Here is a 13,680-nt window from a genome sequence, read left to right on the forward strand (position 1 = left end):
GTTGTTGAGCAGCGCAGCAAGGCGCGTTGCGAAATTCAAGGCTGACTGGACATGAAAAAATTTCTGCCCATCTTCATCATTGCCTTCATCGTCGTCATTGTCGGCGCTGCAGGTTTCAACCTTTTCCGCGACAAGCAGGCAGCAAAAGAACCGTTCGGTGGTCCGCTCAACCTCGTGACTATGGACGGCACGCCTTTCACCGAGAAGGACCTGCGCGCCGCGCCAGCAGCCATTTTCTTCGGTTTCACCCATTGCCCGGACGTTTGTCCTACGACGCTTTATGAACTGGATGGCTGGCTGAAGCAGCTTGGACCCGAAGCCAGCGACATCAAGGCTTATTTTATCACTGTCGATCCGGAGCGCGATACGCAGGAAGTCATGAAGACCTATGTGAGCAATGTTTCCGACCGCATCATCGGAATCACGGGCACGCCGGAGAATATTGCTGATGTAGTCAAATCCTACCACGTCTACGCCAAGAAAGTTCCGGGCGAAGACGGCGAATATACGATGGATCATACGGCGTCGGTATTTCTGCTCGACAAGGGCGGTCGCTTCCGCAGCACCATCGCCTATCAGGAAAACCCGGATACAGCTCTAGAAAAGTTGAAGAATCTGGCCAAAGGCGCTGCGAACGGCTAGCGCGGTTCTTGTGAAAAGTGGAAGCGTGAACCCGCCCCCGCTGTTTGGTTTTACGCATTATCCAACGCAAAACCGCTTCGCACTTTTGCAGGAAATGCTCTAAGTAGAGGCTCCGAAGCATTTCCTTCGGAAATGCGTCAAAGATAGAGAGCTTTTTACTTCATGGCCCAGTCACGACTTTTCTTTTCGGCGGATAAGGCGGAAGCCGAGCGCGTCTACAACACTCTCGAACAGTCTTTCGAGGAAGACGGTTTCCCAATCGCTATCACCGAGATCGATGAAGACCGGCAGATTTTCGAAGTGTCGGTCTATGTCGAGGACGATGCCGAAGATGTAGCCAGGCGGATCGATGCCTTGGTAGGGCCGGGTCTTTTCGCCGTCGAGGAACTCCCTGATATCGACTGGGTCACACATTCGCTGGAAGGTCTGAAGCCTGTCAGAGCCGGACATTTCTTTGTCCATGGCTCGCACGACCGCGACAAGATCGAAGCAGGCGACATCCCTATCGAGATTGATGCTGGTCTTGCCTTCGGCACCGGTCACCATGGTACGACCGCCGGATGCCTTGAACTGATCGAGGAAACCGTCAACAGCGAACACCCGACCAATGCGCTCGACCTTGGCACCGGCAGCGCTGTTCTTGCCATCGCCATCGCCAAGCTGGCTCCCATTCCGGTACTGGCTACCGACATCGACCCTATCGCCGTTACGGTCGCCGCTGAAAATGCCGCCAAGAACGGCGTGGCAGAACATATCGTTACGGCAACGGCAGAAGGCTTCGGTCATCCGATCTTCCGCTCCTATTCGCCATTCGACCTGATCGTCGCCAACATTCTCGCCAATCCCCTGATCGAGCTCGCGCCATCCCTCAAGGAACATATGGCATCCGGCGGTTCCATCATTCTGTCCGGAATACTTGACAGCCAGCACGATGCGGTGCTCGCTGCCTATCAGGCACAGGGACTCACCCATCAAAAGACGCTTCATCGCGAAGGCTGGGTGGCAATTCATCTGAAGTAACAGGCCGTATAAATCACGGCGTATTCCTGTTTTGAGCGAGTTACACCTATGGCTTTTCAGAGTTTCGACGTCACCACAAACCCGGCCAATGGCAGCCCGCGCGTTGCGAAGCTGCGCGCGAAAATGGCCGAATTGGGCCTCGACGGTTTTCTGGTTCCTCGCGCGGACGAGCATCAGGGCGAATATGTTCCGCCCCGTGCGCAGCGCCTCGCATGGCTGACCGGTTTCACCGGATCGGCCGGTGCCGCGCTCATCCTCAAGAACAGTGCCTTTATTTTCGTCGATGGACGTTATGAGCTGCAGGTTCGCGCCCAGACCGACCCAAAGGTCTTCTCCTATGAAAGCCTCGTTACAAATCCGCCAGCTTCCTGGCTGGCAGACAACGGCAAGGGCCTGCATATCGGCTTCGATCCTTGGCTCCATACCATTTCCGAAGCCCGCAGTTTACGTGAAGCACTGGAGGCTCAGGGCGGTCAGCTCGTTCCGGTCGAAATCAATCTTGTCGACGCCGTATGGGACGACCAGCCTGAAGTGCCGACGGCGGAAGTCACTATTCAACCGGCCCGTTTCGCAGGACATGAAGCGGAAGACAAGATCAAGGAAATGCAGGCAGCAGTTGCCGCAAGCAGCGCTCGTGCTACCGTCCTGACCGACCCGTCATCAGTCGCATGGGTGTTCAATATTCGCGGCAAGGACGTGTCCAACACGCCGCTTCCATTGAGCTTTGCCATCATTCCTGCAAAGGGTGAACCAGAGCTTTTCATCGATGAACGCAAGCTCGCCATCGAACCGCGCGCCTATCTGACCCAACTCGCCAAGCTCTCGGCACCGAGCGATCTGGAGGGGCACCTCAGCGCTCTCGCGGCCAAGGGAGAAGCTATTCTTCTCGACCCGATCCTCGCGGCAGAAAAACTTCGCCTCATTGTCACCAGCGCAGGTGGCAGCGTAATCGAAGGCAAAGACCCTGCCCGTATTCCACGCGCAATCAAGAACAAGGCCGAGCTTGACGGCTCACGAGCTGCCCATGAGCGCGACGGCGTGGCGATGGTCAATTTCCTATCATGGGTCGACGCCCAGAAGCCCGGCACAATCGATGAAATCAGCGCGGCGCAGAAGCTGGAAGAATCGCGCGCAGAAGCTGGGCGCGACTTCCAGATGCCGCTGGAAGATATATCCTTCGACACGATCTCCGGTGCGGGGCCAAACGGCGCTATCATCCATTATCGCGTCAATACCGACACCAACAGAACGCTTGAAGATGGCGAGCTTTATCTGGTCGATTCCGGCGCACAATATCGCGACGGCACCACCGACATCACACGCACCGTCCCCATCGGCAAGGTAACGCCAGAGACGATCAAGGCATTCACGCTCGTATTAAAAGGTGTGATTGCGATCACGACGGCTCGCTTCCCGAAAGGCACACGCGGGCAGGATATCGACGTTCTGGCGCGTATCGCACTATGGAAGCACGGTTTCGACTATGCGCACGGAACCGGCCACGGCGTCGGCTCCTACCTGTCGGTGCATGAGGGCCCGCAGAGCATTTCGAAAAAGGGCGCACAGGAACTGCTGCCGGGCATGATCCTTTCCAATGAACCTGGCTATTACAAGCCAGGCTCATTCGGCATCCGCATCGAAAATCTCATCATCGTCACCGAACCGGAAATCCCTGAAGGCGGCGACATTCCGATGATGGGCTTCGAGACACTGACGTTCTGCCCTATAGACCGGCGCCTGATCGACAAGTCACTTTTCACGCAGGAGGAAATCGACTGGCTGAACCGTTACCATGCCAGCGTGCGCGAAAAGCTTTCAGCCCATCTCAAGGACGCTGAACGCAAATGGCTCGAAGCGGCAACTGCACCGCTTTGATCTCTATTTCACACGGTGAAATGGCGTAGCGCGATCAAAAGCGCTACGCCTGCAAAAAACATGGTCATCATGCTGAGCCGCAACGAAAGCACGATACAGACCGCGAGGACGAGCAGTTCCCGCCAGCCGTGATCTGATGCAGGTGCGGCCACAATGGCCGTCAAAACGGCCGCAGGCACGGCGTTGAGCGCCGCTTCCACCCTATAATGCACATGGCTGAAGCGTGACAGCACCAGATGTCCGCCGATGCGGGTGAGATAGGTGCAGAGCGCACCGGCAAGAATGATCCAGATCGTGGTGGACATTTACGCCTCCCCTTCGCGTGGCTTGGCAATAATCGCCGCAAGTACAATGCCGCCGAGTGCACCCAGCGAAACATGCCACGGAGATCCCACGAACTTGTAGGCCGCCACGGCTGAAATCGCACTGACGATGACAACCGGCAACCAGTTCTGCCGATGGCGGAAACTCATCACCATGCCGAGAAAATAGATCGGCAACAAAAAGTCGATGCCGAAGGCATAGGGATTCGTGATCAGATTGCCGAACAGCCCGCCAATCAGCGCTTCGAGAACCCAGGTCAGATAGAATGTGAGCCCGATGGCCATATACCAGACGAAGGTGACCGGCTTACCGGCTTCGGCTCGTTGTTCAACTTCCGCATACTGGATGTCCACCAGTACGAAAAAGGCCAGCGCCTTCTGCCATGGCTTGAAGTGACGGATGCGCCGACCCGTGGTCGCCGAATAGAGCACGTGCCGGAAATTGACGGCGAAGATCGACATGACGATCATCCACGGCGCGATGTTCTGGCCGAAAAGATCAAGCCCGACCATCTGGCTGGCCCCGGCATAGATGATGGAGCTCATGAACACCGCTTCGGCAAGCGACAATCCGTTATCGACTGCAAGTGCGCCGAACAGCAAGCCAAAGGGCGCTCCGGCAACGACAAGCGGAAGTCCGCGCCGGACACCGTCAATAATATCGGCGCGCGCTGAAGCCCTTACGGGCCGAAAAGTCTGGTCCACGAATATTCACTCCTCCGAATGAAGAGTAGTTAGGAAATTCTGCGGCCCGTTGGAATATGATTTCCCAAAAAATCATACTATTAAACAGGAATGCCGCATTTGCGCATCACTCATAAATCCGGCTGATGCATTCATGAACGATCATGATTGTTGCGGAATGGTCTTTTCGATTTTGTGCATCCAGTCCACAAGCGGGCGAGCCCGTTCAGTGAAGTCGACAAGACGATCTGCCAGATCAGCGCGGGTAATCGTTTCAGGGTCGATTTCTATCCGCACCGAAAAATGCCGATTGCGAATTGCTTCCAGCAAATCATCATCGGTCACGGCCTCAAAACCACGCGGCGTGCGTTTCAGCCGGTCGTAGTCGCTGATTTTCAAACCGTTTTTCTTGAGTTTCGCGACCATGCCGCGGAATTCTTCCGGCTTCTCGGCAATAGAAGTGCGTATGGCCAGAAGCAGTTCTTTTTTCGGGCCCCACCACGCAACACAAGCGTAGCAATCGCGGACACCCGGCAGGCCGATGCAGACATAGAAGCACCCGCTTTCGTCCCATTTCGTGCCCGATTGCGACAGCAGTGCAGACAGGTGGCGGTTATAGGGTGCCTTGTCCTTGGAAAACCGCGTATCGCGTTTGATGCGGAACTGCGATTTCACTCGGTCGCCCTTGAACGGCAGACCGGCCTTTTCGAAACGACCTGTCAGTTCGTCCACAAGATCGCCAAGCGGCTCCTTCAATTGCTGCTCGAAAAGATCCTTGTTCTCAACGAACCATTCGCGTTTCTGGTGAAAATCCAGAGCTTTCAGAAACGGGATCGCTTTCTCACCGAATCCACTGAACGGGGCCATTATTCTTCTCCGACCAATGTGAACCAGGCGTCTTCATCGATGACTTCGATGCCAAGCTCCGACGCCTTGGCGAGTTTGGAACCCGCTCCCGGTCCGGCCACCACGAGATCGGTCTTTTTCGACACCGATCCGGCTGTCTTTGCCCCGTAGCGCTCGGCCATGGCCTTTGCCTCATCGCGTGACATACGTTCCAGACTGCCGGTAAATACCACCGTCTTGCCTTCAACCGGCGAACCGGTGGCAACGCGCGCTTCCTCATCAAGCGGCGTTACTTCGGCGAGAAGAGCGGCCAGCACTTCGCGGTTATGTGGCTCCGCATAAAAATCCACGACAGCTTCAGCAACGATGGAACCGATGCCCTCAACCGCAATCAGTTCCTGCCAGGATTCATTACCCTTATCGGTGCGGTCGCCTTCTTTCGGCGGTACAGCCTCCAGAGCAGCTTTTTCAAAAGCCGCATAAGACAGATAGGCCCGCGCAAAACGCTTGGCATTCACCTCGCCAACGTGACGGATGCCAAGGCCGAACAGAAAACGATGCAGGGCAATCTCGCGCCGGTCATTGATCGCATCGTAAAGCTTCTTCACGGAAGTCACGCCGAAGCCTTCGATGTTCTCGAGTTTCTTCAGAGGCGATTCGGCTTGTCGTTTTTGAAGCGTGAAAATATCCGCAGGCGATTTGATCTTCAGGCTGTCATCTTCGGCATGGAAGAAAAACTCGACCTGTTTTTCACCAAGACCTTCAATATCGAACGCATTGCGCGATACGAAATGGCGAATGCGCTCAACTGCCTGTGCAGCGCAGGTCAGACCGCCGGTGCAGCGATAAACCGCCTCCCCCTCTTCGCGGACCGCATGGCTACCACAGACCGGGCATTCATGCGGGAATTGGAAAGGCACAGCATCAGCCGGGCGCTTCTCCAACACAACATCGACAATCTGGGGAATGACATCGCCTGCACGCTGCACGATGACCGTATCGCCGACGCGAATGTCATGTTCGTCTGCGCGAATACGCTCACCCTTAAGGCCGACACCCTTGATATAGTCCTCGTTATGCAGCGTCGCATTGGTCACGACCACACCGCCGACAGTGATCGGCTCCAGTCGCGCCACTGGCGTCAACGCGCCGGTGCGCCCGACCTGAATGTCGATACCGCGCAAGATCGTCGTAGCCTGTTCTGCCGGAAACTTGTGCGCAATGGCCCATCGCGGGCTGCGCGAGCGGAAACCAAGCCGTGTCTGCAGATCGAGCCGATCAACCTTATAAACGACACCATCAATGTCATAATCGAGTTCGGCGCGCTCAAGACCGATGGCACGGTAATGCGCGAGCAATTCGTCTGCACCGTGAAGCCGCTTCGTCAGCGGATTGACCGGGAAACCCCATTCGCCGAAAATCTCGACCATGCCCGTCTGCGTATCGGCAGGCATGTCCGACATCTCACCCCAGGCATAGGCAAAGAATTTCAGCTTGCGGCTCGCTGTCACCTTGGCGTCGAGCTGGCGGAGCGAACCTGCTGCCGTGTTGCGCGGGTTCACATAAGTCTGCTTGCCTTCTGCTGCCATCTGCTCGTTGAGCGCGAGGAAATCGCTCTTGGCCATATAGACCTCGCCGCGCACTTCCACGACGGAAGGCGCACCCGCCGGAAGCCGGTTCGGAATTTCAGCAATAGTGCGGATATTCGCCGTCACATTCTCGCCGGTCGTGCCGTCCCCGCGCGTCGCACCGCTAACCAGAATTCCATTCTCGTAACGGATCGACATGGAAAGTCCGTCAATCTTCGGTTCAGCAGTAAATGCGATGGAATTATCCGGCAGATGCCCGAGGAAGCGATAGACACTGCCCACGAAATCGCGGACGTCCTCGTCCGAAAACGCATTGCCGAGCGAAAGCATCGGGCGTGCGTGAACAACCTGCGCGAATTTCGAAACCGGCGCAGTACCAACCCGCAAGGATGGGCTATCCGCCCGCACCAGATGCGGGAAGCGCACTTCTATCGCATCGTTACGCCGCTTCAGCGCGTCATACTCGGCATCGGAAATCTCTGGCCGGTCATTGGCATGATAAAGCTCATCATGATGAGCAATTTCGCGCGCCAGCCGTTCCAGTTCAGAAACGGCTTCAGGCTCGGTCAGTTTTTCGACGGGAGTATCGGTCATAAGCGAAGCAAAACCTGCTGATTCAATTTTGCTCAACATAACCAAGAAATACGGCTACGCATACAGCCGCGCACGGTTACGAACATGTGGTCACACTGACAACGTTCTGTCAGGAGACGAGCGCGCTATTTCTTTGTTGGTACCCCATATCCGACGCCAAACCGCTTCGCACTTTTGCTGGAACTGCTCAATTCTCGGCCAGCAACCGTTCCGCTGCTGCACGCGCTTCGTCGGTGATGCTGGCACCGGCCAGCATACGGGCAATCTCTTCCTGCCGCTCATCGACCCCGATGGATCGGATCGAGGTAGACATACGATCTTCATTGGTCGCCGACTTGGCAATCAGGAAATGTGTGGAGGCACGCGCTGCCACCTGCGGCGCATGCGTGACCGAAAGAACCTGTACACGACCGGAAAGCCGTGCAAGGCGCTGCCCGATGGCATCCGCCACCGCACCGCCCACGCCGGTATCGATTTCATCGAATACGAGCGTCGGAGCAGAACCGCGATCCGCAAGCGCCACCTTCAGCGCCAACAGGAAACGCGAAAGCTCGCCACCCGAAGCGACCTTCATCATCGGCCCGGCCCGCGTGCCGGGATTGGTGCGCACCCAGTATTCAACCGTATCGATGCCTTCCGCAGCCCGCGCTTGCGCATCAGTCGTCATTTCAACGATGAATTCTGCGCGCTCCAGCTTCAGTGCAGGCAATTCGGCCATTACGGCGGCCTTTAGATGCTCCGCCGTCTCCTTGCGCAAACCGGAAAGCTTGGCCGCCGCCGTGTCATAGGCCGCCCGCATTTCGGTTGCCTGACCTTCAAGCTGGTTAAGCTTTTCCGCTCCAGCGTCCAGATCGGCAAGATCAGCATCCATTTTGTCACGCAGCGCAGGCAATCCCTCCACCGCGACAGAATACTTGCGCGCCGCAGCGCGCAGAGCAAAAAGCCGCTCCTCGACCTGTTCCAGCACACGCGGATCGAAATCGATCTCGCGCATGGCGTGATCTATACCGTCCTGAGCGAGAGCCAAACTGTTGAGCGCCTCATCGATTGCCTTGCAAACCGGCTCCAGCAGATGCGGCGCTTCCGGAATCTTGCGCTCCAGACGGCGCACGAGGCTCGCCAGCGTCGGTACAGGTGATCCCTGCCCCGACAGCAACTCGCCAGCTTCGTTCACGTCACCGGCGATCTTTTCGGATTTCATCATGATCGCGCGGCGCTCGGCGAGCTCTTCTTCCTCGCCGGGTTGCGGATCAAGCTTGGTCAGTTCTTCAACCGAAGAGCGCAGGTAGTCACCTTCACGCTCGGCCTGCTCGACGCGGGCGCGATGCTTGGCAAGTGCGGTTTCCGCATCGCGCCAGGCCTTGTGACGCTCGCGAACCACTGCCACCTCTGGCTCGAGACCACCAAAAGCATCCAACAATGTGCGGTGAAGATCGGTATCGATCAGCGCGCGGTCGTCATGCTGGCCGTGGATTTCCACCAGCCTGCGCCCAAGATCGCGAAGAAGCGCGACGCTTGCCGCCTGATCATTGATGAAGACGCGCGTGCGACCATCGCCCATCTGCAGGCGACGCAGGATGATGTCACCATCATCGTCGAAACCGTTATCACGCAGAAAAGTCCGGGCCGGATGCGCGCCCGGCACATCGAACACCGCTGTCACCTGCCCCTGATCGGCACCGTGACGCACCAACGAAGCGTCGCCACGTGCGCCAAGCGCCAGCGAAAGCGAATCAAGCAAAATAGACTTGCCCGCCCCGGTTTCACCGGTAAGCACGGACAAGCCTGTCTTGAACTCGATGTCGAGCCTTTCAATCAGAACAATATCGCGGATCGACAGGTGCGACAGCATGTGAGAATCAGCTTATGAGCCGCCGCCGGTGATGAGCGACGAAGCCTTGGCCAGCCACGAATTGCCGTTTTCGCGTGGTTCAAGACCACCACTCTGCAGAAGCTTGTAGCTGTCCTTATACCACGGGCTATCCGGATAGTTCTTGCCGAGAACCGAAGCTGCCATCTGGGCTTCAGACGTCAGGCCAAGCGCATAGTAGGCTTCGACGAGACGAGCGAGCGCTTCTTCCACCTGACGGGTGTTGGAATATTCCTCCACAACGCCACGGAAGCGCTTGATAGAGGCAAGATATTCCTTGCGTTCCAGATAGTAGCGGCCAACCTGCATTTCCTTGCCTGCGAGCTGGTCGCGGGCGAAGCGGATCTTGGCCTTGGCATCATCCGTATATTCGGAATCCGGGAAACGATCGACCACCTCCTGCATCGCAGCGATTGCGCGACGGCTTGCAGCCTGATCGCGGGTCACGTCCGGAATCTGGCGGAAGTAGGAAAGACCGATGATGTAATAGGCATAGGCTGATTCAGGCGAAGTCGGGTAAAGCGTATTGTAACGCTTCGCCATCGAGATCGCTTCTTCGTAATTGCCCTTGCGGTAGTTGGTAAAGGCAGCCATCACGAGCGACTTGCGTGCCCATTCCGTATAGGGATGCTGGCGGTCGACGGCGGCGAACTTCTTCGCAGCTTCATCAAGGCGACCTGCATCCAGATTGGCGAGACCTTCATTGTAGGTTTTGTCGGCAGGATCGATCGTCTCGACATACTTGGTGAGATCGATGTCGTCGTCCTTGCTGGCACAACCGGCGAGCGGGATAAGAACGGCGATAGCGCCAGTCAGCAGCGCGGTTTTCGTCACACCCTTGAATTTGAAACTCGTCATGCGGTCTCCGGCCTTTTGGCAGCGTCATTCCTGTTTGGAGTTGCGTGCTTCTAGCACTGCACGGCTGCTCCATCCATACAAATCATTCAGCTTCAGCGAATGTACAAACATAGCTGACGCCGTTTTGGCCGTCCATAAACCACATGCAGGCGAAATCGGCAATCGTCTAGTGGTCTGAAATCCGCGGGACGGCATATCGAAACGCGTAACCAGTGTGAATTGTCCCCGGTATTGGCTACCCGTATGGGTAGATGCCCCCCCGATCAATCCACCGCAGAACGGCGCATCGACTCAATTGCGAGGTGAACCGGCGAACACGGCTCAATTAAGGCCATGCGCCGATGCACACTCATTTCTTTGCTGATATTAAAGCGCCCATGGAGCCGCGATATTCGGCTTCACGGCAACGAAATCGGATGCTCTGGAATTCTGGCGAACACCGGATGCCTCGACAATATCGAATGCCGTCTTGTCCGACAGCAGCGCCTTGACCGTTTCTGCATTCAGCCGGTGGCCGCTGCGATAGGAACGGAAGCAACCGAGAAACGGCAGACCGGCTAGTGCCAGATCGCCGACGGCATCAAGCGTCTTATGACGGACGAACTCATCCCTGAAACGCAGACCGCCCGGATTGATGACAGAATTGTCGTCACCAATGACAAGCGAATTGTCGAGCGACGAGCCAAGCGCATGGCCGGAAGCCCAGAGGCGCTCCACATCCTTCATGAAACCGAAAGTGCGCGCGGTGGAAAGCTCCTTGCGGAAGGTCGCTTCGTCCACATCGTCGGCAAATTTCTGTCGGCCGATCAGCGGGCACTCGAAGTCGATCTCGACCTCAAACCTTGTACCGGCAAAGGGACGGAATTCCCCCCAGGAGCCACCGGCTTCAACGCGGACCGTTTTCAGAATACGGATAAAGCGGCGTTTCGCTTCCTGCGTGACAATACCCGCCTCATCGAAAGCTTCGATGAAACGAGCAGAAGTACCGTCGAGAATAGGAACTTCAGGACCGTCAATTTCAACGACAAGGTTATCAATGCCCAGCGCAGCGACCGCAGCCATCAGGTGCTCAACCGTGTCGATCTTGGATTCTTTCGGTCCGAGCGACGTGCAGAGGTCAGTGGCACCAATCTGAGAAACATGAGCGCGCACTTCCGGTGCCTTGCCCTTCAGGTCCGAGCGCTGAAACACGATACCCGTATCGGCATCGGCTGGGAAAAACGTCGCCGAAGCCGGGGCCCCGCCATGAACGCCGACGCCTGAAAGCGTGACCGCACGACCAATTGTCTTTTGATAAGCGCTCAAGACAGTTCCAATCTGCTGAATAAAATGAATGCAGGCCGTTCAAACGGAATTTCAACACAGCCCGTTTCGCAATTCTTTGCGTCTATATGGATAGATATAGCTAAAATTGCGACCGGAAATACACAGGGTTCACAAACATGTGCTGCCCCAACCATACCCCGTTTCAATTAAAATAATAATTTGCGTGACTTGAACAAAATCACGCTTTCTTACGAATGTTTCGATTTTGTTTACTGAAACGAAAAACCGCGGGAGTTACCCGCGGTTTTCCTATTCACTAACCGAAATGGCTCAGTTCGACTGACGGCGCAGGAAGGCCGGGATTTCGAGCTGATCTTCTTCCGAAGCCGCACGCGGCTGCGGGCGGCCTTGATCGTCAAGCTGGCCGCGACGCGGTGCGTAGATCGACGAGTCCTGCTGCGGAGCGCGACGTTCAGCCGGGCGCATGCCAGGTTCACGATGCTGAGCCGGTTCCAGACGAGCCGCTGGCTGATCTTCCTCACGACGCGAAAGACCATGGGTCAGGCGCTTCAGAAGGCTCATCGGGCCGCGTGGTTCTTCCTGTGCAGGCTGCTGCGGAGCGCGACGGGCATTGATTTCAGCCTGTGCAACCGGCGGGAAATCCGAAACGGCAGGCATGCGCGGAGCAGGACGCGGTTCACGAACCGGCTGTTCGTGCATCTGCGGCTGCTGGTAGGCCTGTGGCTGTGCTGCCTGATGACCTGCCGGGGCCTGCGGCATCGGTGCACGGGCAACCGGAGCGCGTTCAAAGGATTCCGGTGCCGGAGCCTGGAAAATGCGGCTCTGCGGGCGGAATTCCGGCTCAGCAGAAGCGGCAGGAGCTGCCGGTGCGGCTGGAATTTCAGCTTCGGCAGACTGGATTGCCTGGGCAATCGGATCGACCTGACGCGGCTGTTCAACGACCGGAGGACGAAGTGCGCCATGTGGAGCCATCGGCTTCGCCTGTGCCGTCTGCTTTACCGGCTGGCGAAATTCCAGCGGCGCAGGCGCCGCGTCTCCTAACTGCTTATCGATACCGGTAGCGACGACAGAAACGCGGATGACGCCTTCGAGGCCTTCGTCGAAGGTTGCGCCAAGGATGATGTTCGCATCTGGATCGACTTCTTCACGAATACGCGTCGCAGCTTCGTCAACTTCGAACAGGGTCATGTCGCGACCACCGGTGATCGAGATCAGGAGGCCCTTTGCGCCGCGCATCGAGGTCTCGTCGAGCAGCGGGTTGGCGATTGCAGCTTCGGCAGCAGCCATTGCACGGCCTTCGCCGGAAGCTTCGCCCGTACCCATCATGGCCTTGCCCATTTCGCGCATCACCGAACGAACGTCGGCGAAGTCGAGATTGATGAGGCCTTCCTTGACCATCAGGTCTGTGATGCAGGCAACGCCCGAATAGAGCACCTGGTCAGCCATTGCGAAAGCATCGGCGAAGGTGGTCTTGTCGTTGGCGATGCGGAAGAGGTTCTGGTTCGGAATGACGATAAGCGTATCGACATTCTTCTGCAGTTCTTCAATGCCAAGATCGGCAGTCTTCATGCGGCGGGCGCCTTCGAAATGGAAAGGCTTGGTCACGACGCCAACGGTGAGAATGCCGCGTTCACGGGCAGCGCGCGCCACGACCGGAGCTGCACCCGTACCGGTACCACCGCCCATGCCGGCAGTCACGAAGCACATATGCGTGCCGTTCAGGTGATCGACGATTTCGTCGATGCATTCTTCAGCAGCCGCGCGGCCAACCTCTGGCTGGGAACCAGCACCAAGGCCTTCTGTGACAGCAGCGCCAAGCTGGATCATGCGTTCGGACTTCGACATCGTCAAAGCCTGAGCGTCGGTGTTGGCTACGACAAAATCCACGCCGCGCAGACCGGCATTGATCATGTTGTTGACCGCATTGCCGCCGCCGCCGCCGACACCGAATACGGTGATGCGGGGCTTCAGCTCGGTGATATCCGGCTTTTGCAGATTGATAGTCATAGGTCCTTGTTCCTCTTAAGCCTTACCACCGCTTCGCCGCCGCGGTGTGGATTGGTTGTTACCCAGATGGTCACGCCCCAATAAT

General features: G+C 57.0%; 11 protein-coding genes. 3 read left to right on the forward strand and 8 right to left on the reverse strand.

The features are described 5' to 3' along the window. The first annotated feature begins 51 nt into the window (after positions 1-51). The 3 genes from MKS82_RS15810 to MKS82_RS15820 all read left to right on the forward strand — a co-directional run bounded on the left by MKS82_RS15810 (position 52) and on the right by MKS82_RS15820 (position 3,537). Positions 52-642 carry an SCO family protein gene (locus MKS82_RS15810; RefSeq protein WP_109989053.1) on the forward strand — a complete coding sequence of 197 codons (591 nt, stop codon included), beginning with the start codon at positions 52-54 and terminating at the stop codon, positions 640-642. A gap of 162 nt (positions 643-804) precedes the next feature. Beyond that, a complete protein-coding gene (locus MKS82_RS15815) occupies positions 805-1,662 on the forward strand; it encodes a 50S ribosomal protein L11 methyltransferase (RefSeq protein WP_109989052.1) in 858 nt (285 codons plus the stop codon). Positions 1,663-1,710: 48 nt separating this feature from the next. Next, positions 1,711-3,537: an aminopeptidase P family protein gene (locus tag MKS82_RS15820; RefSeq protein WP_109989051.1), complete on the forward strand. Its 1,827-nt coding sequence runs from the start codon at positions 1,711-1,713 to the stop codon at positions 3,535-3,537. A gap of 8 nt (positions 3,538-3,545) precedes the next feature. Here the strand turns inward: MKS82_RS15820 and MKS82_RS15825 are convergent, their stop codons facing one another. The 8 genes from MKS82_RS15825 to ftsZ form a co-directional block, all read right to left on the reverse strand. Continuing rightward, on the reverse strand, positions 3,546-3,842 hold the full coding sequence (locus MKS82_RS15825; RefSeq protein ID WP_061346017.1) for an AzlD family protein: 297 nt from the start codon (positions 3,840-3,842) through the stop codon (positions 3,546-3,548). Continuing rightward, the gene (locus tag MKS82_RS15830) at positions 3,843-4,565 is read right to left on the reverse strand and encodes an AzlC family ABC transporter permease (protein ID WP_061346016.1); all 723 of its coding nucleotides are present in this window, start codon (positions 4,563-4,565) and stop codon (positions 3,843-3,845) included. A 141-nt stretch (positions 4,566-4,706) separates the two neighbouring features. After that, positions 4,707-5,411 carry a DUF2461 domain-containing protein gene (locus MKS82_RS15835; protein WP_109989050.1) on the reverse strand — a complete coding sequence of 235 codons (705 nt, stop codon included), beginning with the start codon at positions 5,409-5,411 and terminating at the stop codon, positions 4,707-4,709. Further along, complete coding sequence (gene ligA / locus MKS82_RS15840; protein WP_109989114.1) at positions 5,411-7,573, reverse strand: NAD-dependent DNA ligase LigA; 2,163 nt, start codon at positions 7,571-7,573, stop codon at positions 5,411-5,413. The genes MKS82_RS15835 and ligA overlap by 1 nt, the downstream gene beginning before the upstream one ends. A 187-nt stretch (positions 7,574-7,760) precedes the next feature. Continuing rightward, positions 7,761-9,425 (reverse strand): DNA repair protein RecN, encoded by a 1,665-nt coding sequence (recN, locus tag MKS82_RS15845; RefSeq protein ID WP_109989049.1) that lies wholly within the window; start codon positions 9,423-9,425, stop codon positions 7,761-7,763. Between the two features lie 12 nt (positions 9,426-9,437). Continuing rightward, positions 9,438-10,301 carry an outer membrane protein assembly factor BamD gene (locus MKS82_RS15850; protein ID WP_010659737.1) on the reverse strand — a complete coding sequence of 288 codons (864 nt, stop codon included), beginning with the start codon at positions 10,299-10,301 and terminating at the stop codon, positions 9,438-9,440. A 366-nt stretch (positions 10,302-10,667) separates the two neighbouring features. Then, on the reverse strand, positions 10,668-11,606 hold the full coding sequence (gene lpxC / locus MKS82_RS15855; RefSeq protein ID WP_151557280.1) for a UDP-3-O-acyl-N-acetylglucosamine deacetylase: 939 nt from the start codon (positions 11,604-11,606) through the stop codon (positions 10,668-10,670). Positions 11,607-11,897: 291 nt separating this feature from the next. Then, the gene (ftsZ, locus tag MKS82_RS15860; protein ID WP_012091754.1) at positions 11,898-13,595 is read right to left on the reverse strand and encodes a cell division protein FtsZ; all 1,698 of its coding nucleotides are present in this window, start codon (positions 13,593-13,595) and stop codon (positions 11,898-11,900) included. Positions 13,596-13,680 lie beyond the last annotated feature (85 nt).

The organism is Ochrobactrum sp. A-1 (genome assembly GCF_022488005.1).
Lineage (GTDB): Bacteria > Pseudomonadota > Alphaproteobacteria > Rhizobiales > Rhizobiaceae > Brucella.

Excerpts from the sequence above, each read along its gene's own strand:
- MKS82_RS15810 (WP_109989053.1), top strand. The coding sequence starts at position 52 with ATGAAAAAATTTCTGCCCATCTTCATCATTGCCTTCATCGTCGTCATT.
- MKS82_RS15815 (WP_109989052.1), top strand. The coding sequence starts at position 805 with ATGGCCCAGTCACGACTTTTCTTTTCGGCGGATAAGGCGGAAGCCGAG.
- MKS82_RS15820 (WP_109989051.1), top strand. The coding sequence starts at position 1,711 with ATGGCTTTTCAGAGTTTCGACGTCACCACAAACCCGGCCAATGGCAGC.
- MKS82_RS15825 (WP_061346017.1), bottom strand. The coding sequence starts at position 3,842 with ATGTCCACCACGATCTGGATCATTCTTGCCGGTGCGCTCTGCACCTAT.
- MKS82_RS15835 (WP_109989050.1), bottom strand. The coding sequence starts at position 5,411 with ATGGCCCCGTTCAGTGGATTCGGTGAGAAAGCGATCCCGTTTCTGAAA.
- ligA (WP_109989114.1), bottom strand. The coding sequence starts at position 7,573 with ATGACCGATACTCCCGTCGAAAAACTGACCGAGCCTGAAGCCGTTTCT.
- recN (WP_109989049.1), bottom strand. The coding sequence starts at position 9,425 with ATGCTGTCGCACCTGTCGATCCGCGATATTGTTCTGATTGAAAGGCTC.
- MKS82_RS15850 (WP_010659737.1), bottom strand. The coding sequence starts at position 10,301 with ATGACGAGTTTCAAATTCAAGGGTGTGACGAAAACCGCGCTGCTGACT.
- ftsZ (WP_012091754.1), bottom strand. The coding sequence starts at position 13,595 with ATGACTATCAATCTGCAAAAGCCGGATATCACCGAGCTGAAGCCCCGC.